Annotated in this window: 24 protein-coding genes; 13 read left to right on the forward strand and 11 right to left on the reverse strand. The window is 61.8% G+C overall.

The features are described 5' to 3' along the window. The first annotated feature begins 177 nt into the window (after nt 1–177). Together DPV74_RS14820 and DPV74_RS14825 are read left to right on the forward strand one after the other, a co-directional pair. On the forward strand, nt 178–1278 hold the full coding sequence (locus DPV74_RS14820) for a 3-dehydroquinate synthase II family protein (protein WP_021164176.1): 1101 nt from the start codon (nt 178–180) through the stop codon (nt 1276–1278). 77 nt (nt 1279–1355) lie between these two features. Further along, entirely contained in the window at nt 1356–2378 is a 1023-nt protein-coding gene (locus tag DPV74_RS14825; protein WP_091923042.1) for a methyltransferase, read from the forward strand. Between the two features lie 33 nt (nt 2379–2411). Here DPV74_RS14825 and DPV74_RS14830 read toward each other — a convergent pair whose 3' ends face one another. Then, on the reverse strand, nt 2412–3119 hold the full coding sequence (locus DPV74_RS14830; RefSeq protein WP_021164174.1) for a FadR/GntR family transcriptional regulator: 708 nt from the start codon (nt 3117–3119) through the stop codon (nt 2412–2414). A 302-nt stretch (nt 3120–3421) separates the two neighbouring features. Here DPV74_RS14830 and DPV74_RS14835 point away from each other — a divergent pair, with 302 nt between their 5' ends. The 4 genes from DPV74_RS14835 (at nt 3422) to DPV74_RS14850 (ending at nt 8157) form a co-directional block, all read left to right on the forward strand. Then, the gene (locus tag DPV74_RS14835; RefSeq protein WP_240439977.1) at nt 3422–5671 is read left to right on the forward strand and encodes a TonB-dependent siderophore receptor; all 2250 of its coding nucleotides are present in this window, start codon (nt 3422–3424) and stop codon (nt 5669–5671) included. 145 nt (nt 5672–5816) lie between these two features. Then, nucleotides 5817–6731 (forward strand): S9 family peptidase, encoded by a 915-nt coding sequence (locus DPV74_RS14840; protein WP_053077897.1) that lies wholly within the window; start codon nt 5817–5819, stop codon nt 6729–6731. Nucleotides 6732–7152: 421 nt separating this feature from the next. Beyond that, nucleotides 7153–7791, forward strand: coding sequence for a response regulator transcription factor (locus DPV74_RS14845; protein WP_060152681.1), 639 nt, complete (start codon nt 7153–7155; stop codon nt 7789–7791). A gap of 138 nt (nt 7792–7929) precedes the next feature. Beyond that, entirely contained in the window at nt 7930–8157 is a 228-nt protein-coding gene (locus DPV74_RS14850) for a hypothetical protein (protein ID WP_091923046.1), read from the forward strand. A gap of 317 nt (nt 8158–8474) precedes the next feature. Here DPV74_RS14850 and DPV74_RS14855 read toward each other — a convergent pair whose 3' ends face one another. After that, nucleotides 8475–8771 (reverse strand): hypothetical protein, encoded by a 297-nt coding sequence (locus DPV74_RS14855; RefSeq protein ID WP_060225615.1) that lies wholly within the window; start codon nt 8769–8771, stop codon nt 8475–8477. A gap of 115 nt (nt 8772–8886) precedes the next feature. Then, complete coding sequence (locus DPV74_RS14860; RefSeq protein ID WP_091923048.1) at nt 8887–9384, reverse strand: hypothetical protein; 498 nt, start codon at nt 9382–9384, stop codon at nt 8887–8889. Between the two features lie 73 nt (nt 9385–9457). Between DPV74_RS14860 and DPV74_RS14865 the strand changes: the two genes are divergently transcribed. After that, the gene (locus DPV74_RS14865) at nt 9458–10354 is read left to right on the forward strand and encodes an AraC family transcriptional regulator (protein WP_091923051.1); all 897 of its coding nucleotides are present in this window, start codon (nt 9458–9460) and stop codon (nt 10352–10354) included. A gap of 162 nt (nt 10355–10516) precedes the next feature. Here DPV74_RS14865 and DPV74_RS14870 read toward each other — a convergent pair whose 3' ends face one another. After that, nucleotides 10517–11308 (reverse strand): SDR family NAD(P)-dependent oxidoreductase, encoded by a 792-nt coding sequence (locus DPV74_RS14870; protein ID WP_059552955.1) that lies wholly within the window; start codon nt 11306–11308, stop codon nt 10517–10519. A gap of 74 nt (nt 11309–11382) precedes the next feature. Next, on the reverse strand, nt 11383–12147 hold the full coding sequence (locus DPV74_RS14875) for an SDR family oxidoreductase (RefSeq protein ID WP_091923054.1): 765 nt from the start codon (nt 12145–12147) through the stop codon (nt 11383–11385). A gap of 139 nt (nt 12148–12286) precedes the next feature. Between DPV74_RS14875 and DPV74_RS14880 the strand changes: the two genes are divergently transcribed. Further along, nucleotides 12287–13231, forward strand: a complete 945-nt coding sequence (locus tag DPV74_RS14880) for a LysR family transcriptional regulator (protein ID WP_059552967.1) — start codon at nt 12287–12289, stop codon at nt 13229–13231. A 356-nt stretch (nt 13232–13587) separates the two neighbouring features. Here the strand turns inward: DPV74_RS14880 and DPV74_RS14885 are convergent, their stop codons facing one another. Continuing rightward, nucleotides 13588–14130 (reverse strand): hypothetical protein, encoded by a 543-nt coding sequence (locus DPV74_RS14885; protein WP_143066156.1) that lies wholly within the window; start codon nt 14128–14130, stop codon nt 13588–13590. A 354-nt stretch (nt 14131–14484) separates the two neighbouring features. Here DPV74_RS14885 and DPV74_RS14890 point away from each other — a divergent pair, with 354 nt between their 5' ends. Further along, nucleotides 14485–15123 carry a hypothetical protein gene (locus DPV74_RS14890; RefSeq protein ID WP_134320060.1) on the forward strand — a complete coding sequence of 213 codons (639 nt, stop codon included), beginning with the start codon at nt 14485–14487 and terminating at the stop codon, nt 15121–15123. A gap of 48 nt (nt 15124–15171) precedes the next feature. On the opposite strand, the gene DPV74_RS14895 is transcribed toward DPV74_RS14890, so the two are convergent. Further along, complete coding sequence (locus DPV74_RS14895; RefSeq protein WP_059621676.1) at nt 15172–16050, reverse strand: LysR family transcriptional regulator; 879 nt, start codon at nt 16048–16050, stop codon at nt 15172–15174. Nucleotides 16051–16158: 108 nt separating this feature from the next. On the opposite strand from DPV74_RS14895, the gene DPV74_RS14900 reads away from it, so the two are divergent. Further along, nucleotides 16159–16908: an SDR family NAD(P)-dependent oxidoreductase gene (locus tag DPV74_RS14900; RefSeq protein ID WP_091923059.1), complete on the forward strand. Its 750-nt coding sequence runs from the start codon at nt 16159–16161 to the stop codon at nt 16906–16908. An 18-nt stretch (nt 16909–16926) separates the two neighbouring features. On the opposite strand, the gene DPV74_RS14905 is transcribed toward DPV74_RS14900, so the two are convergent. From DPV74_RS14905 to DPV74_RS14920, 4 genes are all read right to left on the reverse strand, one after another. Next, the gene (locus DPV74_RS14905) at nt 16927–17499 is read right to left on the reverse strand and encodes a YbhB/YbcL family Raf kinase inhibitor-like protein (RefSeq protein WP_091923061.1); all 573 of its coding nucleotides are present in this window, start codon (nt 17497–17499) and stop codon (nt 16927–16929) included. 189 nt (nt 17500–17688) lie between these two features. Then, nucleotides 17689–18621 (reverse strand): MBL fold metallo-hydrolase, encoded by a 933-nt coding sequence (locus DPV74_RS14910; protein WP_091923064.1) that lies wholly within the window; start codon nt 18619–18621, stop codon nt 17689–17691. A 584-nt stretch (nt 18622–19205) separates the two neighbouring features. Then, nucleotides 19206–19592 carry a hypothetical protein gene (locus tag DPV74_RS14915; RefSeq protein ID WP_091923066.1) on the reverse strand — a complete coding sequence of 129 codons (387 nt, stop codon included), beginning with the start codon at nt 19590–19592 and terminating at the stop codon, nt 19206–19208. 295 nt (nt 19593–19887) lie between these two features. Next, on the reverse strand, nt 19888–20805 hold the full coding sequence (locus DPV74_RS14920; protein ID WP_059475360.1) for a LysR family transcriptional regulator: 918 nt from the start codon (nt 20803–20805) through the stop codon (nt 19888–19890). 113 nt (nt 20806–20918) lie between these two features. Between DPV74_RS14920 and DPV74_RS14925 the strand changes: the two genes are divergently transcribed. The 3 genes from DPV74_RS14925 (at nt 20919) to DPV74_RS14935 (ending at nt 24027) form a co-directional block, all read left to right on the forward strand. Next, nucleotides 20919–22082, forward strand: a complete 1164-nt coding sequence (locus tag DPV74_RS14925) for an alpha/beta fold hydrolase (RefSeq protein ID WP_119337472.1) — start codon at nt 20919–20921, stop codon at nt 22080–22082. A gap of 47 nt (nt 22083–22129) precedes the next feature. Then, nucleotides 22130–22921: an MBL fold metallo-hydrolase gene (locus tag DPV74_RS14930; protein WP_059475362.1), complete on the forward strand. Its 792-nt coding sequence runs from the start codon at nt 22130–22132 to the stop codon at nt 22919–22921. 80 nt (nt 22922–23001) lie between these two features. Beyond that, the gene (locus DPV74_RS14935) at nt 23002–24027 is read left to right on the forward strand and encodes a carbon-nitrogen hydrolase family protein (RefSeq protein ID WP_091923070.1); all 1026 of its coding nucleotides are present in this window, start codon (nt 23002–23004) and stop codon (nt 24025–24027) included. Nucleotides 24028–24648: the final 621 nt, after the last annotated feature.

The raw sequence follows: 24648 nt of genomic DNA on the forward strand, positions 1-24648 counted from the left end.
GCACGGCCGTCGGGCTCGCCGATGTCGCGCCCGGCGTCCGGCTGGCCGGCTACGAGCCGGGCGCCGGCTGGGTGGATTGCCGGACGCGGGCCGCCGCGTCGCGTTCGGCCGTTTCCGTCAGTCGCTAGTTTCACCCTGTCATTCAACCTGCTTTATCCCCTTCGAAGGAGATTGGCCTTGAAGAAGCTTTCCTGGATTGACCTGCGCAACATCGGCGAGCTCGCGGACGAGATCACCGAGGAAGCGCTGCATGTCGGCGTGTCCGCATTCGTCGTGAAGGATGCGGAGCAGGCCGGGCGGCTGCCGCCGAGCGCGTGCAAGGTCGCGGTCGTCGATCGGCAGCCGGCCGATGCCGCGCTGCTCGAGCAGGTGCAGATCGTCCTCGTGAAGGATGGGCTGCCGGTCGATTTCGCGGTGCCGGACGGCGTCGAGCTCGGCGTGTTCATCGAAGTGACGGGCGAGGCGACGCTCACGCGCGCGTGCGAGCTGTCGGTGTCCACGCCGTGGCTGCTCGTCGAATTCCTGCAGGACCCGAGCAAGATCCCGCTCGAGATCCTGCTGGCGGCCGCCGATCGCGCGGCGGGCGAGCTGATCACCGTCGTCGCCGACCTGGAGGATGCCGAAGTGACGCTGAACGTGCTGCAGCGCGGCCCCGAAGGCGTGCTGCTCACGCCGACGCAGGTCGGGCAGGCCACGCAGCTCGTGTCGATCTGCAGCGACACGGTCGAGGATCTGCAACTCGAGGAAATCGAGATCGTCGGGCTCACGCACCTGGGGCCGGGAGAGCGCGTATGCGTCGACACCTGCTCGCGCTTCGAGCAGGACGAGGGCATCCTCGTGGGTTCGTATTCGACCGGCATGATCCTGATCAGCAGCGAGACGCACCCGCTGCCGTACATGCCGACGCGCCCGTTCCGCGTGAACGCGGCCGCGCTCCATTCGTATGTCGTCGCGCCGGACAACCGCACCCGCTACCTCGCCGAGCTCGAATCGGGCGCGGAGATCCTCGCCGTCAACGTGCAGGGCAAGGCACGCCGCGTCGTGGTCGGGCGCGCGAAGGTCGAGACGCGGCCGCTGCTGCTGATCGAGGCGAAGAATGCCGCGAATCGCGCGATCAACATCATTGCGCAGGACGACTGGCACGTGCGCGTGCTCGGGCCGAAAGGCAGCGTGCACAACATCACGGAGCTCAAGCGCGGCGACCGCATCCTCGGCTATACGCTCGATGCGCAGCGCCATGTCGGCTACCCGATCCGGGAATTCCTGCACGAGCAGTGATCCGCCTGCTTCGTTGACGATGCGATCGCCCGGTGCATCACGTGCCGGCGCGGTCGAACCCTGTTCAGGAGTGCTTTATGGAAAATGCGGCAAAACAGGTGCTGGATACGCTGTTCGGGCGGTGGTGCAGCCGGATCCTGTATGCGGGCACGCGGCTCGGCGTGTTCGATGCGGTCACCACGGATGCACCGGTTTCGTCGGCCGCGCTCGCGGCGACGCTCGACGTCGACGAACCGCTGCTGTACCGGCTGCTGCGTGCGCTCGCCGCGCTCGGGCTGCTCGACGAGGACCCGCGGCGCGGCTTCCGGGCCACCGCGTCGGGCGCGCTGCTGCACGCGGATGCCGCGAGTACGTTGCGCGATTTCGTGCTGTTGCAGGAGGGCCCCGAGCACTACGCGATCTGGGCGCACCTGCCCGACATGGTGCGCGAGGGGCAGCAGAACGGTTTCGTCCGCGAGTTCGGCGCGATGGCGTTCGACTATGCGAAGGATCACGAACGTTACCGAAGCGATTTCAAGCGCGCGATGTCGAGCTTCTCGACCGTGCAGTCGGAACAGGTCGTCGATGCGCTGCGCGACGTCACGTTCGCGCCGGGCACGCATGCGTGCGACATCGGCGGCGGCCAGGGGCACATGCTGTGCAGCCTGCTGCGGCGGTTCGGCGCGCTGACCGGTGTCGTGTTCGACCTGCCGGAGGTGATCGACGGCGACGCGGACGACTGGGCGCAGCGGATGGGCGTGAGCGCGCGCTGCAGCAAGGCGGGCGGCAACATGTTCGACGCGGTGCCGGCCGCCGACGTCTACCTGCTGAAACTGATCCTGCACGACTGGAACGACGACGAATGCGTGGCGATCCTCAGGCGGGCACGCGAAAGCGCCCGTGACGGCGCGCGCGTGTTCGTGATCGAGCGGGTCGTGCCGGCGCCGGGCGTCGCGCATTTCTCGAAGCTCTACGACATCCACATGATGTGTTGGGGCAGCGGCCGCGAGCGCACGCGGAACGAATACGACGCGCTGCTCGCCGCCGCCGGCTGGCGGCCCGTGGGGCTGCGCTCCGCGCCGGACGGGCAGATCGACGTGATCGAGGCCGTCGCCGCGTAGCGCGTACCTGGCATACCGGACGTGCGGGGCCCGTCAGGCGGCGGGCGCCTCGCGCGTCTCGAGCCAGGTCATCTGCGGCTTGAGGATCGCGAGCGTCGCGCGCACCGCCTTGTTCTCGTCGCGTTGTTCGATCGCGTCGAGCACCGCCTGGTGCGCCCGCATGTCCGGCTCGGGGATCTCGGCCTCGTCGAGTTCGACGAGGATGTCTTCCACGTTCGCGAGGATCGAGCCCGAGAAGTAGCGATACAGCGCTTCGAGCGCGTGATTGTGCGAGGCGGCGGCCACGGCGATGTGAAACGCGCGGTCGCGCTCGACGAACTTCTTCACGTCGCGCGACGCTTCGCGCTCGCCGCGCGCCTTCAGCAGCTTGCGCAACGTCACGAGATCCTCGTCGGTGCGCCGGCGCGCCGCGTAGCGCGCGCATTCCGTTTCGAGCATGCATTGCAGTTCGAGATGGTCGCTGCGCGCGGCACGATCGACGTTGCGCATCGTTTCGGCCGGATCGACGTTGCGGCGCACATAGGTGCCGTCGCCCTGGCGCACTTCGAGCACGCCGGAATACGCGAGCGTGCGAACCGCCTCGCGCACCGTGTTGCGGCCGACTTCGAGCTGCTTCGCGAGATCGAGCTCGGTCGGAATGCGCTGGCCGACGCGCCAGATGCCGGAAGTGATGTTGGATTTGAGGATCTCGATCGCGGAATCGACGAGCGAGTGTCGGGTGGCCGGGGGCAGGCTTGACATTAAGTGTGTCGCTTGAAACTTGAGGGTGTCGCTATCCTATCATCCGATCATTCATTTGGTCGTTCAGGATAACGATATTCAAACGTGACATTTTGTTAACGTCAGACGAATAAACCCGCGGCCGATCGATGCATGCCGCACATTCGTCGATTGCGTCCACCGGCATTTACCCGCGTCGCGTCGGCGTAAATGATTCGCATTCGCCGTTCAGTCGAGGTCGCCGTTGCAAGAGCGGCCCGACTCCGTACCCAAGGGCGCGACGTATCCGCCGACGCCCGTCTCCGCTTTCCGGATAACCCGACATGAATCGATCACACATCGGCCGCGATGCGCGGCCTGGATTTCCGTTGCCGTGCGCGGCGTTGCGGCGCGTGCCGGGCTGGGCGGCCGTACTGGCCTGCGCGGCGACGATGCCGATCGCCGCTTCGGCTGCCGCGCAAGATGCGCCGGACGCGGGCGAGCCCGCGGATGCGCCGCTGCTCGCGCCGATCGTCGTCGACGGGCGGCGCGAGACGGGCGTCGGCCTCGTGAACGGCATCGCGGCCGACGTGTCCCGCGCGGGCACCAAGACCGACACGGCGATCGTCGAGGTGCCGCAGGGTCTGTCGGTCGTCACGCGCGAGCAGATGGACCGGCAGGACGTGCACAGCGTCGGCGACAGCCTGCGCTACACGCCGGGCACGTACGCGGACTCGCGCCCTGGCGGCGTGCTCGAGAGCGTGTTCCTGCGCGGCTTCGGCGGGTTCGCGGCGGCGGCGATCAATCCGCAGATGCTCGACGGCCTGCCGCTGCCGAAAGGCGTGAACTGGGCCGCGAGCGTCGTCGATCCGTGGACGCTCGAACGCATCGACGTCTTGCGCGGCCCGGCGTCGGTGCTGTACGGGCAGGCGAGCCCCGGCGGCATCGTCGACATGGTCAGCAAGCGGCCGACGCGCGACGCGCAGCACCTGCTCGCCGTGCAGACCGGCAACCGCGATCGCGGGCAGCTCGCGTTCGATTTCAGCGGGCCCGTGACGCAGGACGGCACGTGGCGCTACCGGATCGACGGCCTCGCGCGCCGCGCGGACGAGCAGATCGACTATTCGCGGCAGCAGCGGATCGTCGTCGCGCCGTCGCTGACGTGGCAGCCGAACGCCAATACGAGTTTCACGCTGCTGGGTTCGTTCCAGCGCGATCCGCACAACAACTTCGCGGGCTGGCTGCCGGCCCTCGGCACGCTGTGGCCCGACGCGGGCCGGCGGATACCGACGCGCTTCTATCCGGGGCTGCCCGGTTTCGACACGTACGACCGCACGCAGGCGATGATCGGCTACGCGTTCGAGCATCGTTTCGACTCGACGTGGAAAGTCCGGCAGAACGTGCGCTATACGCATCTCGATGTCGACTTTGCGGGCGCGGCCGTCAATTTCGTCGCGCCCTACCTGGCGCCGGGCGTGCTGAACCGTTCGCTGTCGTGGTCGCGCGAGCACGTGAACCATCTCGCGCTCGACAACCAGGCGGAGATGCGCGTGATGACGGGACCGGTCGAGCATACGGTGCTGGCCGGGCTGTCGTACGAGCATGCGGTGGCGAACCTCGTCGGGTCGGGGTTCGGCGCGGCGCCGCCGCTCGATACGCGTGCGCCCGATTACGGGCAGCCGTTCGCGGCGCCGCCGATCGGGCAGCAGACGCGCCAGACTCCCGACCGGATCGGCGTCTACCTGCAGGATCAGGTGCGCTGGGATCGCTGGGTCTTCACGCTCGGCGGGCGCGAGGAATGGTCGCGCACGACGACCGACGACCTGCTGCGCTCAGCGAGCGTGCGGCAGAGCACGCGTGCGTTCACCGGGCGCGCGGGGGCCGTTTATCTGTTCGACAGCGGCTTCGCGCCGTACCTGAGCTATTCGACGTCGTTCGAGCCGGCGCTCGGCACGCGCTTCGACGGCCAGCCGTTCACGCCGACGAAGGCGAAGCAGTTCGAGGTCGGGCTGCGCTACCAGTCGCCCGACCGGTTGCAGAACGCGTCGATCGCCGCGTTCGACATTCGCCAGCGCAATGTGCTGACCGCCGATCCCGAGCATCCGTTCTTCAACGTGCAGACGGGCGAGGTGCGTTCGCGCGGGATCGAGCTGGAAGGGCGTTCGCGCATCTGGAAGCAACTGGACGTGATCGCGGCGTACACGTATCTCGACACGACGGTACAGGCCGATACGGACGCGGCCGTCGTCGGCAAGCGCGTGGCGGCGGTGCCGCGCCATCTGGCGTCGCTGTGGCTCGACTATGCGGTCGACCGGCCGGGCCTGCGCGGGCTGAGGGTGGGCGGCGGCATGCGCTATGTCGGGCGCAGCGCGGGCGACAACGTCAATACGTTCGACGTGCCGGCCGTCGTGCTCTTCGATCTCGGGCTGTCGTACGACCTGGGTGTCGAGCGGCCGGCGTGGAAGGGGTGGCGCGTCGCGGCGCACGTGAACAACCTGTTCGACCGGACTTATGTGTCGTCGTGTTTTTCGGCGGGAGGGTGCTTCTACGGCACGCGGCTGACGGTGACGGGGGATGTCAGTTATCGGTGGTGACGGGGCGGGTGACGATCAGGATGCCGGTGCGGGCTGTACGCATGCGGACGGCCCGGTTGCGGCGCCGCACGGATACACTGTCGCCTTCGCGGTACGCATCGCCACAGCCTCGCCCGTCATCCCTGGATTCGTGGAGAGATTGCCCATGAGCATCGTCGTTCGTCGAAACCGGATCGCCATCCCCCTGTGCCGGGTGCTGATCCCGGGCGTGTTGATCGCTTCCGTCGCCGGCTGTGCGGCGACGGCGGTCGAAGACACCGCCATTGCTCCCGATCTGCATGAAACCGTCGTCAAGGTGCCGGTCGACGAAGGCGGGCACACACGCGACATCGTCGCCACGACCTACATGCCGGACGGCCCCGGGCCCTTTCCGCTGATCGTGCTGAGCCACGGCAGCCCGCCCGAGCCGCGCGACCGGCCGAAGGTGGGACGCTACCGCGCGTTGCCGCAGATCCGGACGTTCGTACAGCACGGTTTCGCGGTCATCGTGCCGATCCGCCGCGGGTATGGTGCGACGGGCGGTGTCGACGAAGAGGATGCGGGGTCGTGCCGGCATCCCGATTACCTCGCTGCCGGCCAGCAGGCCGCGCGCGATGTGCTCGCGGCCGTGCGCTATGCGCAGACCTTGCCGCAGGTGGATCGAAGCCGCGTCGTGCTGGTCGGGCAATCGGCGGGCGGCTTCGCGTCGCTGGCGGCGGCAAGCTACGCGCCGCAGGGCGTGGTCGCGGTGGTGAACTTCTCGGGCGGGCGTGGGGGCAATCCGACGACGCATCCGGGCATGCCGTGCGATCCGCGGCAGATGGCCGACACGATCGGGCATTTCGCGAGCACGACGCGCGTGCCGGTGCTCTGGCATTACGTGCAGAACGACAAGTATTTCGCACCGGAAGTCGTGGCGACGTGGTTTGCCGCGTTTCAGGCGGCCGGCGGGCACGGGCAGATGATCGTCGAGCCCCCGTTCGGCAAGAACGGGCACGGGATGTTTGCGGTCAAGGACGCGATCCCGATCTGGTTGCCGCATTTCGAGGCGTTTGTCGAGCCGCTTGTCGCGATGAAGTAGGGGGGGTGGGGGGATCGGTTTGGGCCGGCGGGGATGACCGTTGGCGACCCGTTTCAGTCTTCCACTCCATTCGTACGAACGTCATGACTGACCTCAACAGCAGTCAATCCCAGCCTCGTTCACGCTCCAAATTACTCGACGGGGCGGCGCTTTCTGTTTGAAATTTATCAAACTGATCACCTACTATTGAAGATCGGCATGTCTTCTGCGAGGGGACGTGCTCCGCAAGCGACTTCCATCGCGGTGCCAATCGTGGAAGCCGCGTAACAAGGCGGCGAATGCCCGTCGCCGATCAGCTTCGCTTCATTGATTCGGGGATAACAAAACGCCACGTGCCACGACGGCACGAGAGCGGGCGTGCGCGTGCACATCGACGTGTTCGTTTGCGGCCAGCGTACGCGAGACGCTACGAGGCTCGAAAGTGAAGAAGGTGCTTCTCGCGGAACGTCATGCGATTACGCGTGACGGAATTCGGTACATACTTCAAAGAACTGGTGAGTATCAAGTTGCTCGCGAGTTGTCCGACGGCGATGCACTAATTGCGACAGCGAAAAATGAAACATTTGATGTTGCGATTGTTGACCTCACTAGCATTGGCGTCAGGTCCATCGAACTGATTAGCCAACTCGTCGCTTGTGCCCCGAAGATGCGGATACTCGCGCTATGCAGCAAGGCCGAACCGACTCGCGCAAAGTCAGTGTTCGGCGCTGGTGCGTCTGGCTTCGTCACGAAAGACAGCACCGCAGTCGAATTGGTCCAGGCAGTGCACGCCGTGCTTGCCGGGCACAAGTACATGAGCGCTCAGGTCGCCGAGCGCATGATTCGTACGATTGACCTCCCTCCCGATGCACCATTGCATGCGCGTTTGACTGTTCGAGAGAACGAAGTGCTCAAACGCCTCGCATACGGTGATGGCATCTCGGATATCGCCAAGGATCTGGGTCTGAATTCCAAGACGGTCAGTACATACAAGGCGCGCCTGCTCGCAAAGCTAGACCTCCGTAGTGACGCTGCGCTGATCCGCTACGCAGTTCAACAACAAATAATCGAGCCGGATTAACAGTGTCTCCTTCGAATCTGCACTGCCATCGGGTCCCGAACTGCCGTGGCATCAGCCGGAATCTATCTTTTGAGCCAGATCAAATGCGTCGTCCAGGCGTCGCGGCACCATCGCCCAAAAAACATACTCGGGGCATGTATGAACTGGTACAACACAATCGAAAAAGAACTTGATCATGTAAGTAACGCAATTCAGATCCTCGAAAAAAAGCGGGGCCAATTCCCGCCCGGAACCGTAGTCGGCGATCCGAAGTACTGGAGCATGAGACTCCAGGACATCCGTGACAGAGCCGAGCGGAACAACCAACGCATGCTCAAAGCCCGAGCGGACGACCTGCTTGCCGAGGTCGAAAAGCTTCAGCGTTAAGGCACGCAGTCGACTGGGCGTTGCGCATGGCTTTGCACAAGGTCTCTCGCGCGCCCTCGCGCTGCTCGTTGAGGAACCACTCACGTTCGAGTCTGGGCGTCCGGCAAGAACGGGAATAGCACGGGCCGCGGCTCAGTGATTGAAATTGGGCAATGCGCACTTCACCGGCACCATGAGCGGGTTCGATGTCCGAATGTATGGTCAACGTTGCGGGCGAATGTCGCTTCGTGGCCGAACGCGGCCGGCCGCCGCTCTGTGACGCATGACCGGCGCAGATCGACCCGAAGCGGCCACGCGTAGATTTCCAAAGCGGTCGTTTAGCGCGCGCTCGCCTGACAAATACCACTGTCGATGTGGCGAAGTACGCCGATCCCAACTCCGTTGGCACCGAGCGGTTGACTGGACCGAACACCGGGCTGGACCGTCGCAAGCTTGTTGCCGGCGCCCGCGTTGCGCTGGCCGGCGGTCGCATCGAGGGTCACGTTCGCGGCCTCTACCGGATGCGAAATGAGCACGAGGTGACTTGTCTTGGCCTCGACTGCCTTCGCGAGCGTGCGGCTTGCCACGAAACGCACGGGATCCGAATGGGTGGCGCGATCTTCTTTCGATACCATGAGCCGGCTTCGATCACTCCACCGATGTCGGATCAATATCAAGCCGATATCATTCGGATTACATATCTATTGCCGTATTCGCACGGCAACGGAAGCGTCGCCTCTTGCCCGTTCTCTAGATTTCCATCGAACGGGTACCCTGCGGTTTCCTGCGAAGATAAAGCGTTTGAGCGATCAACCCCAGAACGAGCGCGACGAGGAGCGCGGCTTGGGCACCGAGAAGCAGTGGCGACCTCGGATCGCTGACCAGCGGATGTCCGTCGGGCACACGCTTCAACGTTTCGGTCACCGTGGGAACCATCAGCACGAATGCGGTCAACGTCAGACAGAAGGTTTCCAGGTAGATACCGTCTCGACCGGGCAGGGGCAGATACGCAACGCCATATCCAGCCAGTAACAGCACGACGGCTCCGACTCCGATGACGTAGCCGGTACCTTGATGCGCTATGGCGAACACGGTCAGGGAACCAATCAACATGGTAACGAAGTACACCCTTCCGGCAACCGAGCGCGGAACGATCCTGCCGTAACGCGCGAACATGTACACGGCCATGGGGATCGCGGGTAGACTGCCGAGAGTGTGTATCCAGCCGAGCGGCGAAATTCCAAACATGGTTTCAATCCTTGCCTTGCGTGATTTCGTTGGTGATCGACGCTTACTTTAGGCTCACGAAACCCGAATTGACATGACTGAACCTGGGAAAAACTTGACCATTTTTCCGGATCGGGCGCTTGCTGGTCTTGCTAACGGTGATCTCCTGTCCCAGGTTCTTGCGCGTATGCGCATGACGGGCGACCGCATCTTTTCGTCGATGCTGCAGCCATTCGCGCAGTTGGACATGTCTGCGCGGGCGGCGCACGCGTACGCAGTCATGGAAGGCGTGGTGCAAATTTCCGGCGATGAGGCAGGCGCTTCCGAGATTCGGTCCGGCGAACTGCTCTTGTTGCCGCGCGGGCCTGGCAGCCTGCGCATTTCCGCCCTGGACCAACCGGCGAACGTCGTCGTCTGCCACTTCTGGTTTGATCCGGCGAGCCAGCCGGATCTGCTTCTGACGTTACCCGCCATGATCCACCTTCGCCAGGCGGAGACATGCGACTGGCTGCCGAACATCATGCAGTTTCTTCTGCATGAGGCGGACAATGACGAGGCGGGGTCCGCCTTGATGGTCTCCCGCATGATTGATCTCGTGGTGGTGCGTGCGTTGCGTGCCTGGGTTCATCATGGTCATGCATCGAACTGGTTGGGCGGATTGGCGGACAAGCGTATTGCCCGCGCTTTGAAGGCAATCCATGAGCAGTCGCCACGTGGTTTGACGATCGATGGTCTCGCTGCCGTCGCGGGCATGTCCCGCTCCAACTTTTGCGAACGTTTCAATGCGCTCGTTGGCAAGTCGCCGTTACGTTACCGCAATGAGTGGCGCTTGAGTGTCGCCCGCGACATGCTGGCGAAAGGTGACGCGCGCGTGGGCGAGGTTGGACGGTCGGTGGGTTACGAGTCGGAAGCCGCTTTCAGTCGTGCCTACAAGGCCTACTTCGGCCATGCCCCTCGAGAAGCGAAGCCATCCGTCACGCCCGCTGAATGACGGCGCTGCCCGCGACGCCATGAACGATACCGCGGCGAGAGTGCAAGACAGCCGCCCCGTGCCTGATTGTCGCGGACGCCACAGACGGAGCGTTTCAGCCAACCGCATCGGGACATCGAGCGAGGCAACTGTCGAAAGCCCGGCCCAATGTCGACCGGGGTTCTAAAAGGCACTTTTTATAACGCCCCCGTCGGCTCGCAACGCGGCTCCCGTCGTGGCCGCCGAAAGCGGACTGGCGATATAGGCCACGAGCGACGCAACCTCCTGCGGCGAACCAAATCGCTTGATGAGCGATGTGGGGCGGACTTTCTCGAAGAACTCCTGTTCGAACGCTTCAAACGATTTGCCCTCGGCGCTTGCAAGCGCCTCCACGAACTCGCCCACGCCACGCGATTTCGTCGGCCCCGGCAGCACGCTATTGACCGTAATTCCAGTCCCGGCAACGGCTTCGGCGAGCCCGCGCGACACGGCAATCTGCGCGGCTTTCGTCATCCCGTAGTGGATCATTTCGGCGGGAATCTGCACGCCGCTTTCGCTCGAAATGAAAATGATGCGCCCCCAGTCTGCACGCTTCATCGCGGGCAGAAACAGGCGAGCGAGGCGTACACCGCTCAACACATTGACGTCGAAGAAACGCGACCAGTCGGCGTCGGGGATCTCCTCGAACGGCTTGGGCTCGAAGATACCCAGGTTGTTGACCAGGATTTCCACGTCCGGATAACGCGTTGCCAGTTCATCAGCCGCCGCGGCTGTGGCGAGATCGCCCGCAAAACCCGTTACGTCGCTGCCCGTCTCGGCTTTCAGTTGCGCGACCACGTCATCCACTGATGACTGGGAGCGGCCATTCACGATCACGCGCGCGCCTTCCTGCGCCAACGTCCTGGCGATAGCGAAGCCAATGCCGGCGGTGCTGCCGCTGACCAATGCGAGTTTGCCTTGCAGATTCAGATCCATGATTCATTTCCTTTGCATGAGTGAGGTGGAACTGGCGGCATCGGCAGGTAGAAGCGGATGCCGACAATGAGGGATCAGGTCCGGGTAATGGACGCGCCACCGTCAACCAGTGATGCCGTACCGGTCACGAATGACGAATCGTCGGAAGCGAGATACAGCACCGACCGGGCAAGCTCTTCCGGCCTTGCAACGCGCTTGAGCGCATGCAGGCCCGTGACGAACGCCTGCGATTCGTGGGTGTCGTTCATGCCGCGATACATGTCCGTGTCGACAGCGCCCGGCAACACCGCGTTCACGCGCACGCCTTGCGCGCCGTACTCGGCGGCAAGTGCCTGCGTCAAGCCGATCAGGCCCGCCTTGCTCGCCGCATAGGCCGCAGTACCGGGAAACGCGAACGAGTAACCGACGAACGTCGACGTGAAGATGATCGACCCACCGCCTTGCTTCACCATTTCCGGAATCTGGTGTTTCGCGCCCAGGAAGGCGCTCGTCAGATTGGTCGACAGCGCGGCATTCCAGCCTGCTTTGGAAATACCGGTGCTCGGCCCCATCTCGCCGAGCGTACCGGCATTGTTGTAGGCAATGTCCAGGCGGCCGAACCGGCTCACCGCGAGCGCGACCAGCGCCTTCGAAAAGTCTTCCGATTGCACGTCACCCGCCAGGTATGCTGCTTCGCCGCCTTCGCTGACGATCTCCGCGGCGAGTGTTTCGAGTTCCGCCGCGCGCCGCGCCGCGATGACCACCTTGGCGCCTTCCTTCGCGAACAGCTTTGCCGTCGCACGCCCAATCCCTGCGCTGGCGCCTGTGACTATGGCGACTTTTCCTTTCAAGCGTTGCATTTTCAATCTCCTGATGCACTTCGTCGGCCAGTGCCCCATGCATTGGCGCGTTGAAAGCAATATAGGCCTCAGTTTTGATTGTGGAAAGGACCAAAATGTGCTTCTATCATTCAGCTTTTGTGAATGAACCGAGGTAATGATGGATCGTCTGCGCGCCTTCGAGGTTTTCGTGACGGTGGTGAGCCGTGGGGGCTTCGCGCGCGCCGCGGATGCGCTCGGCACGTCGCCCGCCAATGTCACACGCTATGTGAATGAACTGGAGGCGCATCTGGGCACGCGCTTGCTGAATCGCTCGTCGCGTACGCTTTCTCTTACCGAGGGCGGCGAGACGCTTTACGCCCGTTGCAAGTCGATCCTCGACGATGTCGCCGAGACGGAGGGGCTGGTCTCGTCGGCGTCGGTCGAGCCGCGCGGGCGGCTGCGCATCAATGCCCCCGTGAGCTTCGGTATTTTGTATCTGGCACCGTTGTGGCCCGAGTTCATGCGGAAATACCCGGGAGTCGAACTCGATGTTGGACTGATTGACCGCGTCGTCGATATCGTGGATGAAGGCTACGATCTCGCCATTCGCATCTCACGCGCCGGTTCGACCAGTCATGCGGCCCGCAAGCTGGCGACGTCGCAAAACATTCTGTGCGCATCGCCGGCCTATCTGGCTCGCTTCGGCGTTCCGGCAGCCCCGGCGGAGCTGGGCGGGCACCGCTGTATCGGCTACACGTATGCGTCCACCGGCGACGACTGGCAACTGATCGACGAGCGCGGCAAGCTTCATTCGGTGAAGGTCGACTGTCACATGCATACCAACAACGGCGATACGGCGCGTGCAGCGGCCCTTGCCGGACACGGCGTGATCCAGCAGCCCACTTTCCTGATCGGCAAGGATCTCGGCGAGGGCCGGCTCGTGCATGTGTTGCCCAGGTACCGCTTGCCGGATATCGACATTCTCGCGCTGTATCCGAGCCGTCGGCACCTGAGCGCCAGGGTGCGCGTCATGATCGATTTCCTGGTCGACGCGTTCAGTGGCGTGCCTCCCTGGGACCGGAACGACGGAAATTGGGCAGGTGCCGCGCCGGCGACGGATTGAAGACGCAGCCGCATCCAGTACATGCGCCAGCCATGTTCGGACGTTCGGGTTCAGGGCGTGCGCGATTGTTCTGCACCTTGGCGCACAGACATTCGGACGGCGGCCCCGGGCAGCCTTTGACTACTGCCGGCGAGTATCTGGGAGTGCCGTCGCTCGGGACCGTCAATAAAGTCGTCAATCCGCGGGACGGAGGCCTTGATCCATGAGAATTCTGGAGTGGTGGAATTATTTGGCTATACGAACTTTCAGGGCGAGTGAGGACACCTCTGTTTGCGACGCCTGGGGGGCGCATCACACCCTGTCCGATGCCAACGGCACATTCCTCGCCGTGATCCTGACCTGCGCGAACGCCAACGCTACTCGACGTCCGAGGGTACACGGCGGCTGTCCAGGTCCTTCAATGCCGGAAACGCGTCGCGGTCCCACGAGTGCAAGCCATACGACCTCCAAATGATATTGCGCCTGACGAATATTTCGAAGGTGGGTGTTCCTGGCGACAAGTTGCCCAGTCGCTGGCGTCGCTCAAAAAGCCATTGGACAACCGGGGGATAGCTGTCGATGGTTTCTGGCACGGCGATAGCCTCGCGCTCGACTATGAATAGATGGACATCGGGATGCGTCTTCGCCCACGATTCAAAATCACCTTTGCCGCCTAATGAACCTTTCCAGCGCTGGCAATAGACGCAGTCCTTTGCCGAATGCACGATCAGTACGATTGGCTCGCCCTTTCGCACTTTTGCCTGACGAATTCGATCTGCCCAAGAGAGCTTCGGTGATGGCTCCGGCGTGTTCGCGGTCGTTTCGTCGCCGGCTAGGACGACTTGCGGTGAAACAGGTGGCAACGACAATGACGCTGTAGCAACCCATGCCAGGAACGGGACCCACCTGCGACGTGCCATTTTGTGCTCCTGCGAAGAATCGCGGACGTCGATTGACGAAACGACAGGGTCCGCAACGCAAAATATAGTAGTGACTGCGTGTCGGTGATAGGAAACTTTGCACCTCTGTTCGTTCGTGTCGAGGCGCCAGCCATCCCCGCATGATCACCCCTCGCCAGGCATATGCGGCTACGCATGCAATCGGCCTCGGGGCCGCCGAACGCGCGGCATGGTCAAGATTGACTATTTACGTCTTGCGCGTCGTGGACGATAAATTCACTGACGCACGGCGAACACCAGACTTTGCGCCTGTTTGATCGGCGAAGACATCATGCGCGCTGCTCAGCCTCATCCGGTATCAATCGACTGCGAATAATGGAGTGGATCAGGGGACAGGGAAATCTGGCGACACCGATTGTCGTCGCAACAGGAATCGCAGTTGCGCTACTCGGCGGATGTGGCGGCGGCAGCGACGGTGTCGCATCATCCGGCAGTCAAAACGCAGCGGTCTCGGGAACGGTTGCCGGGGTTAATCCGGTGGCCGATGCGACGATCACCGACACCGGCGTTAACGGGAAGACCGCAACGACCCAGGGCGGGTCGAATGGAGCGTATACGTTGAATGTTGCCGGACTGTCGCAGCCAATCGCGCTCGTCGCGACTGATCCGTCCGGCCAAGTCAGCCCTCTCGTCATGGCGCTCGCCCAACTACCCGCGAGTGGACAGACCGCGATTGCGAACGTCACCATGCTGATCACGGCACTGGTCGCGTTGTTAACGCCCGATGGCAATCCGATGGATTTCGTCACGTCCGGGGCGCCGGTCGCGCTTGCCAATACGGTGATCGCGGCAAGCGTGTCGAATGCGACCAGCACGCTCGATACCTACCTCGCCAATCTGCTTGGTGCGGTCGGCTTGCCCGCAACCGACGATCCGGTGGCCACGGCATTCACGGCCGACCACACTGGAGCCGACGCACTGATCGATTTGCTGCACGACGCCTCCCTGGCGTGATTCGAATGCAGCGCGACGGCAGCTGATGGCGCTGAGCGCCGGGATACTTCATTTCGAGAGTTGCGCCGTAACGAAATCGACGAATACGCGCGCGCGCGTCGGCATGTTTTTTCCGAAAGCGTGGATAGCGTGCACGGGGACGCACGCGAGCGCCTGATCGGGTAGTACAGCCTGCAGCCTCCCGGCGGCGAGATCGTCCCGTACGGCAATTTCCAGTATTTGGGCGATACCCAGTCCGTTCAATGCCGCTACGCGCATTGCCTCACCGTTATCAGCGTCGAACCTGCCTTCGATGGAGCTGGACGTTCCATCGGCGAAGTTCAAGGGGTACGGTCGGCCATTGAGCCGGTAGCGCACATGCCGATGTGCAGCGAGATCCGCAGCAACACGCGGTGATCCCCGCTCGCGCAGATATGCAGGCGCCGCAACCAACACCAGCCGAAGACTAGTGATCGGCAGCGCATACAGGCCGCTGTCTTCCAGCCATCCCGCCCTGATCGCGATATCGATGCGATCGCGGATCAGGTCGGCATGATGGTCGCTGACGCTCACGTCGAGTGCGAGTTCCGGGTGGTTTGGCAGGAGTTCCCGCGTGACGGGATCGAGCAAAAAGCGACCCAGTTCGCCAGGCAGGCTTACACGCAGTCTTCCTGCTGCGGCGGCCGGCGATCGCAATACTTCTTCGGCGTCCTCCAGGCCGCGCATCAGCGGGGCAATGCGCTCATAAAACGCCTGACCTTCAATCGTCAGAACGGAGGCCCTGGTCGAGCGCTGGAATAACGTGACACCCAGGCGCTTTTCGAGCCTTGCCACGCTCTTTGACACGGCCGACGTCGTTGTACCCAAAGATTGCGCCGCAGCCGTGAACGAGCCCGTCTCGACGGAGCGAACGAACGCGGGAAAGCCGCTGAATTTATCCACGGACATGATGACAAAGTGGAAAGAGTGAAATGACCTGCGAGTGACTTCAACCCACCAGAAGCCGTTGCTAAATTCTGGCTCTACGCCGGACAGGTGGAATATGACGGAGAAAACATGAATCGACTCGCAAACAAGGTTGCTGTTGTTACTGGCGCAAATAGCGGAATCGGATTGGCCACGGCCAGGCTGCTGATTGAAGAGGGCGCGAATGTCATTATGGTGGGCCGACGTCCGGATGCCGTCGATGCGGCCGTGGCCGAACTTGGCGACCGGGCGATCGGACTGACGGGAGATCTCGCGAACCCGAAAACGCACGACGAAGTGGCCGCGCTAGTGTCGAGGCGCTTTGGAGGAGTTGACATATATTTCGCGAACGCGGGAGTGAATACTATCGAAGCATCGAACGAAGTGAGCGAAGAGTCCTATGATCGTCACTTCGCGACAAACACCAAAGCAATTTTCTTCGGGGTGCAGAATATCACGCCACTCATGAGAGATCGTGGTGCCATTCTATTGACGAGTTCGATCGCGAGTTCGAAAGTGTTCGAAGGACATGCTGTCTACGCGGGTACGAAGGCCGCAATCGAGGCCTTCGCGCGGAGTTGGGCTTTGGAGCTTCAGACGCGTGGCATTCGTGTGAATGTACTGAGTCCCGGGCCGGTCGACACGCCAATTCTGACGAAGCTGGGTATCGCGCATGACGAGCGGCCGGCGTTCGAGGCTGCCGTGGCAGGGCGTATTCCGCTAGGCCGCCTCGGACTTCCTGAAGAACTCGCACGCGCGGCGCTCTTTCTCGTGAGTGACGAGGGCAGCTTCGTCAACGGCGTCAACTTGCGTGTCGACGGTGGCATGTCGCTCAGTTGATAGTACCCGTGGCGCGGCTCAGTTCGCCGCGCTTTGGTAGGTCGCGACATAGCGAGCCCGAGCGATGATCTTCCCGTGCATTTGAAACGCAACGAGTGCAGGGCTAGATGCCGGGCTCACGTCGATATGCGGGACATCAAGTGCGTACGCGGTGACGATATAACGATGTGGCTTGCCTTGTGGTGGACACGGTCCGCCATACTTCGACTGGCCGAAATCGGTCAGCGTTTCGGTGACCCCGGGCGGCAGCAGATTCACGTTGCCGGAGGCGCCCTTTTGCAGAGACGTCTGCGAAGGCGGTATGTTGACAACAGCCCAATGGGTCCAACCGAGACCGCTCGTCGGCGCGTCGGGGTCATGAATCGTCACGACGATGCTGCGAGTAGCGGCTGGCGCGTTTGACCATGTCACGTGCGGTGACACATTCTCGCCGTGGCAACCGAATCCGCTGAACACTTGTTCATTCCTGAAACGGCCGTGATCCAGATCGGCAACTTTCAGCGCAAACGTTTCGGCGGTCGCGACGCCGGGCAGCGTTGCGAATAGCGCGCAAGCGCAAACAGCTTTTCGTGGCATGGGAAGGGATCGCATGGCAGGCTCCGGTGGATTGAAGGGCTCCACGCGCCGCGTGCGCACGTGGAGATAGCAGTCATGCTCGAAGAAATTCAGGTGCAGGTAACGCTTAACGACAGTGTCATGCACGGGATGCGCACCAGTCGCTTCCGGATACGGAAAGTGAGTCCGGATCGCGGAGGGTGATTATCAATTATCCGATATCGATTAGTAATCCCACGTAACAGGAACAAAGCGAAAGCTGTCGCCGTTCCTTGCAATGTGTCCGATGGATGGGAACGCGACGTGCGCTGCGGCAAGCAAAGCGCCCGTTTCCGCGGCTTCGTTGAACAGCGCGAGACGCACGTCCACTGCACCTTCAGGATCATGCTCGAAGCCATTCTGCCAATCCGGATTGTCGAAGTTGACTTCGAAAATCGCATCTCCTACGAACGTTAGCTTCTCGCCGTTTGATGTGACGTCCACGACGCAGTGCCCCGGTGTGTGCCCGCCCGTCACGCGCGCCGACACGCCCGGTGCGACTTCGACTGCCCGATCGAACTGCACGATATTCTCGCGGTAGAGTTCCACGAACTTCGCAGCAGCCTTGCGTAGCGCAGGCGGAACCGTCTCCGGCATCACCGTCTTGCTGAAGTCCGGTTTTTTCCAGAACTCTACTTCGGAGGCCGACACGTGGATGCGCACGTCCGGGCGTAGCCTGGCCTTGACGCCATCGACGTTCAAGCCGCCAACGTGATCCATATGCATGTGCGTAATGACGATGTCAGTGATTGCAGTAAGGTCGATACCTGCCGACTCCAGTCGCACTACTGACTTTCCGGCTCGCGTGAAGTATTCGAAACCATCACCCACGCCCGAGTCGATCAAAATGAGCTGCCCGCCGCTGCGCACGAGCGCAATATTCAGCGCCCAGTCGAACATGTCTCGTTGCAGGAAACGACCATCGAACCATTCGTTGCGATCCGCTTCGCTCACATTGGTGGACATGGTGGAGGTGGGCAGCGGTAGAACGCCATCGCTGATCAATACGACATCGATGTCACCCACGCGCACCGCGTAACGGGAAGGTACGAGTTCAGCTGAACCCTGTTTGCCCAGGTTGGAAGTAACGGGCTGCACATTGTGAGTTGTCTTGCTCATGATCCATTGTCCTATTGCTTCAGTTGGGGGGATCCGGTACACGCGGGGCGGTTCACCTGAGCGACCACGGGTTTTGCGCGTATCGCTTTGCTCGCAATTCAAGCGAGCGTGTGACGCATTGTAGTGAGGGACGGGCGAGCGCCGGTAGGATCGCGAGTGCGTATGCCATGTTGTCTGGACGGCAACAATCCAGGTCGTATAGCCTGCGAAATGCAATGCCAGCGACAGAACATCTGACTTAATTCGGGTTTTTATCTGCCAGATGCGTCGCGAGAAGCAAGTGATCGAACGGGCCCAAAATGGTGCTTGACGGCAAACTCGATGACGCGTAGCGGGCTGCTCGATCTTGCCATCCGACACGTGGACGAATCATGCACGCTGGCGCAGGGTCCGGGAAAGGTGGCCATAGTTCGCATCATGCATGATGTGTGCGGACCGCATAATTCAGTGTCAAAAAGCCTTCTCGGACGGACACGGACGGTTCTGCGCTCAAACCCTGCAATGCACGCGTCGATTGCTGTAAGGTCGAATGGCAGCTTCCGAAGGCGAATTGGTCGAACAAATTTCCAGATTTTTTGAACTACCTATAGGCTTAGCTCGAGAATTTCACCACTTGCAGCAGCCGAATTAAAGAAATCACGCATTTCTACCAACTTGCAAATCAGATCCGCTCGCTGCATTTCCAGAGTGTATGTCTCTCCTTGTGGCGTCCATCTGTAGATGAACCTGATCATCTCTTCCTCGCGCCCCCCAAGTTCGCAGATTTGATGCGCCAGTTCGCACGCGATCTGGCTAAGTGCAGCTGGTTCGGCCTCATCTTCCTCGAACTGATCGTATATCGTTCCGAGCGATGCGTTAACTCTGTACCAGAACCCTGACACGAACAGCCATTCCGAAGCGATTCCATCCAGAACGAAGACAGGCTCCTCAATATTTCCGGCGATAAAGAAGCGTGAACTCCTGGCGCTCATACACCACCATATTAATCCGTTGCTGACGTTCGATTGTCGTCGATTCAAGTCGTTGCGTCGACCGGTTGAATCCACCGCCGCCAATCGACGGATGCGGCCGACGGTTGCCGACCCGTTTCGGACAATCAAGGTTAAGCAACCCCTCGTCCGATCTTCGACTTACAACTGCCGCTCAATGGGCGATGCGACGAAAGAGGCTTCTGTCGGCACGGCGCCAGAGCGCAGAAAACCGCTGGGGGCCGCTTTGTTCGTTCGCGCGAGAGCCCTCAGCCTAAAAGACCGTACAGAGGCTTCTTTAAAACCGTGCCTTCTGGTCCCAAGGCGGTTCATCCCCGAACGTCTCGGCAAGATAGTCGACGAACCGACGCACTTTGAGCGGTATGCGCTGTGCGCTCGGATAAACCGCTTGAATCGCCAGATCAGCCGCGCGATAAGCCGGCAGTAGCGCCACAAGTTCACCACGCCGGAGATGCTCTCCGAACACGAAAGTTGGGCCATAAGCGATGCCGGCGCCGGCGAGGGCGGCGGCAAGTAGCATTTGCGTATTGTTAGCGGCCATCCGGCATGGTCCGTCGATGACGTGCGCGCGGTTTTTCGCATCGAGCAACGTCCAGTCGCCGGCCGACACCGCTTCGCTGAAAACCAGTCGCTGCGCACGTCGCAAATCTTCGGGCTTGCGTGGCGTCCCATGGCGCTCGAGGTAGGCGGCAGACGCACAGACGACCATTCGGCACGGTGCAATCCGGCGCATTACCAGTCCGGGGTCTTGCAGCCGTCCGATCCGGATTGCCACGTCGACACCCGTAGCCAGCAGGTCGACATAGCGGTCTCCGAGCACCACCTCCACGTTGACGTGCGGATGATCATCGAGGTATCGGGCAACAACCGAGCCCAGGTGCATCGCACCGAACGTAACTGGCGCCGCGACACGCAGTACGCCGCGTGCCGTACCTTGAGAATCACCAGCTTCCCGATTGGCCTCGTCGAACGCTTCGAGAATCCGCTTACTCCGCTCGTAGTAAGTCTGGCCGGCATCGGTCAGACTTAGGCGCCGTGTAGTGCGCTGGAGTAGCCGAGTATTCAGATCGGCCTCGATTGCGCTTACATGCTTGCCGGCCATCGCGGCCGATAGCCCGAAACGGCGCGCCGCAGCTGCAAAACTGCCTTCCTCTACAGCGGCGACGAACACGCCAAGACTCGTCAGTCGGTCCATTTTGGCACCCCATTCGATAACCGCATTATCGACTGAATGAACCGTTCCGGCAATTATCGAATTGACGACTTGAATCTACCATTCAGCCATGACCTAAAGGAAAGGGCGCGTAAATGAAGATCAGTTCGAACGGTACGCAGATTCATGTCGCGCAGCGCGGGGGAGGCGAGTTGGCGCTTGTATTCCTGCACTACTACGGCGGCTCGTCGCGTACATGGGACGGCGTAGCAAGTGAACTAGCCGATCGTTATCGGATAGTTGCCATCGATCACCGCGGCTGGGGATATTCCGAAGCGCCCGCTGATGGCTACCGGATTGCCGATCTTGCCGCCGACGCCGAAGGTGTCATCGAAGAGTTGGGTCTGCAGCGCTACGTTCTGGTCGGCCATTCGATGGGTGGCAAGGTTGCTCAGCTCATCGCGTCGCGTCGGCCAGGTGGGCTTGAGGGTCTAGTACTCGTCGCGCCGTCGCCCCCGTCGCCGATGCACCTTTCCGAGGAGCAACGTGCGACGTTGGCCGGCGCGTATCAGTCACGTGAGTCGGTCGAATTCGTTATCGATCACGTGCTCACCGCAAAATCGCTTGACGCTGCCTGTCGGGAGCGAGTCATCGAGGACAGCCTGAGGGGCGCACCGCAGGCGAAGGCGGCCTGGCCCAACATAGCCATGCGCGAAGACATCACCGCCGCGGCGGCGTCAATCGACGCGCCGACCGTTGTCATTTCCGGTGAGCTTGATCAGGTGGATCGTGTCGCAACGCTGCAGACGGAATTGATGCCTCGTATCCCGCATGCGCGGATGCACATTCTCCCCGGAATTGGACACCTGTCGCCGTTAGAGGCACCGGCCGAAGTGGCGCAACTCATTGCGCGATTCGTCACAGCGGTCGAAGACAAGTCCGCTGTGTACAGCGCGCCCGAGCAGGTCCCGGCCGCTTTCGATGCGGCGCTGAACGCTGGCGATCTTGACGCCCTGCTCGGCCTGTTTAGCAGTAAAGCCACAATGCGAATGACGGGCGGCGAGACGATACAGGAGAACCCTGCAGGGTTGCGCAACTGTCTGGCCCAGTTGCTGGAGCTACGCCCGCGTATTCACAACGAAATACGTCGTGTGATAACGAGCGGCGACATAGCACTCGTCCTGCTTGACTGGTCCCTGAGCGTGACGCTAGCGGACGGCCACGAACAGGAGCAACGCGGCACCGCTACGCAGGTTATGGAAAAGGGCCGCGACGGCGGGTGGAGACTGCGGATCTCTAATCCGCTCGGATTGAACTGAGCAGTTCTGGGGAATGACGCCATGAACAACCGACAGGGACACACATCATGAAGACACCCTCCATTATTGCGATTCCCATCCTGCCGTTCGGCATGGTCCACTGCCACCTGATCATCGGTGATGAGGCCTGTGTTCTCGTGGACACGGGCACGCCGGGCTCAGAGGGCAAGATTGAGCGGGCTTTGGCGAAGCACGGCCGCGGTTTTCGTGACGTCAGCTTGATCGTGGTCACACATGCGCATACGGATCATGCCGGCTCGGCTGCGCGACTGCGTGAACTGACGGGCGCACCGATCCTCGCGCATGCCGGAGATCTGGACTACTACGAGCGGCGCAAGGAGATGACATACTGCGTCGCCCATTGGTGGGGACGGCTCTTTTTGCGATCGGGCGTGCCCGGCGAGGCGTACCTTCCCTTCACGCCGGACATTCTGCTGCAAGACAATGCCAGTTTTGATCTAAGCCGCTATGGAATCGACGGCGTGGCCAGGCACACGCCCGGCCACACGGCTGGCTCCGTATCGGTTGAACTGGGCAGTGGCGACGCGCTCGTCGGCGACCTCGTCGCCTCCGGTGTACTTCTTGGGGGACTGATCCGCACGGGCCACGCCACACGGCCCCCGTTCGAGGATGATCCGCGGGCTGTCAGTGTTGAATTGATGGGCATGGTCGACGCTGGCATGCAGCGTTTTCACATGGGTCACGGCGGTCCGCTGCCCGCGAAAGAGGTGCGCCGACATGCTCTTTCATTGCGGAATCTGAAGCCTGGACGCAAATATGGGATGCAGACCATCGGATGTGCCTGCTCTGAGCGCAAGCTTGCTGAGTTTGTTGACTAAGGCATGGCTCGTCCTTAGCCCGTAGTCGCCGCCTGCATTCAGATCTGTTCGGCTTCGCCATCTTTCAGGAGTGGATTGTCATGCCTCTTGTTCATCCGAAATACAAAGTCGCCGTTGTTCAGGCAGCTCCCGTCTGGCTCAATCTTGACGCCAGCATCGACAAGACGGTTGAATTGATCAATGAGGCCGCCGCCAATGGCGCCAGGCTCATCGCCTTCCCGGAGACCTGGTTGCCTGGCTATCCATGGCATATCTGGATGGGCGCACCCGCGTGGCAGGTACGCCGCGGCTTTGTGCAGCGGTACTTTGACAACTCGCTGGACTACGACAGTCCGGAGGCCTCAAGACTTAGCGCCGCTGTCCAGCAGGCCGGGATCACTGCGGTCGTCGGCATTTCTGAACGAAGTGGCGGCAGCCTTTACATGGGGCAGTGGATCATCGGCGCCGACGGCAGGACCATCGCTGCACGCCGCAAGTTGCGTCCGACGCACGTCGAACGGGCCGTATTCGGCGATGGTGATGGCTCCGATCTGGCGGTGCATCGGGTTGAAGATCTGGGAAGGATCGGCGCATTGTGCTGTTGGGAGCATTTGCAGCCGCTATCCAAGTACGCGATGTATGCGCAGAATGAGCAGGTGCACGTCGCCGCGTGGCCAAGCTTTTCTAACTATGAGCCTTTCGCCCCGGCGCTCGGATGGGAGGTTAATAATGCGGCCAGCAGAATCTATGCGGTGGAAGGGTCGTGTTTCGTACTGGCTCCCTGTGCCGTTGTGTCCAAAGCGATGATCGACGAGTTGTGCGACTCCCCCGAGAAACATGACTTAAACCACGTGGGTGGCGGTCACGCTGTCATATACGGGCCCGACGGAAGCGCTCTGGTTCCGAAGCTGCGAGAGGACAGTGAAGGCATCCTGTACGCGGACATCGACCTTGCTGCGATTGTGGTGGCCAAGAACGCGGCGGATCCCGCAGGCCACTATTCTCGCCCCGATGTCACTCGCCTTCTGATTAATAAGAACCGTATGCGACAAGTAGAGGCTTTCGCGACACCCATCGACAGCAGCGAAATTGACCAAGAGGCGGATGCACAAAAAATAGGTGCGTAGACACGCCGTCACCGCTCGAAAGGCTACGGCCTATGGCATTGACCGACGACGAATTTCGTGGGTCGGGCGACCGTTAAATGAGAGAAGCCGGACGCTCAGATGTGGGGACGCATAGCTCGCCGGACGGCTGCTAGTGGCCGGCAACTGCCTCTGGTGACCAGCGCATACCGACCCAACTCAGCTGGGCGGTCTGGTATCGCCTCGATGGCCATTCCGGGCCGACCGCCACCCGCCGCGATTGAGCACCCGCGCCAGCACGTGTCCAGCCTGGTGGGTGAGCGTGATGTGCAGGCACGCGTGGTTGCTGCCTTGAAACCGGCCAGCCCGGCCAAGGCGTTCGCTTCACCCAAAGCCGCCGGGCGCGTGACCTCACACGTTGAAACTGCCCCACGACAGGATGCGCAAGCGGCACCGAAGAAAACGCACACCGCCGGACGCGCCGCCGCCCGACGTGATGCGACTGGCTTTCAGCGTAGGCGCCGCTGGTTGACAGCATTCCCATAATCGTCAATCCTTGTGTCCATGGAACATCGAGCCATCGCCATCGCGCTGATTATTCGCACCATTCTCCGAATGGTGGGTTAGCGCGTACTTGCTCGATAACGAAAACCCGCCGCCGAG

This window comes from Burkholderia sp. HAN2018, assembly GCF_024704855.1.
Classification (GTDB): Bacteria; Pseudomonadota; Gammaproteobacteria; order Burkholderiales; family Burkholderiaceae; genus Burkholderia; species Burkholderia cepacia.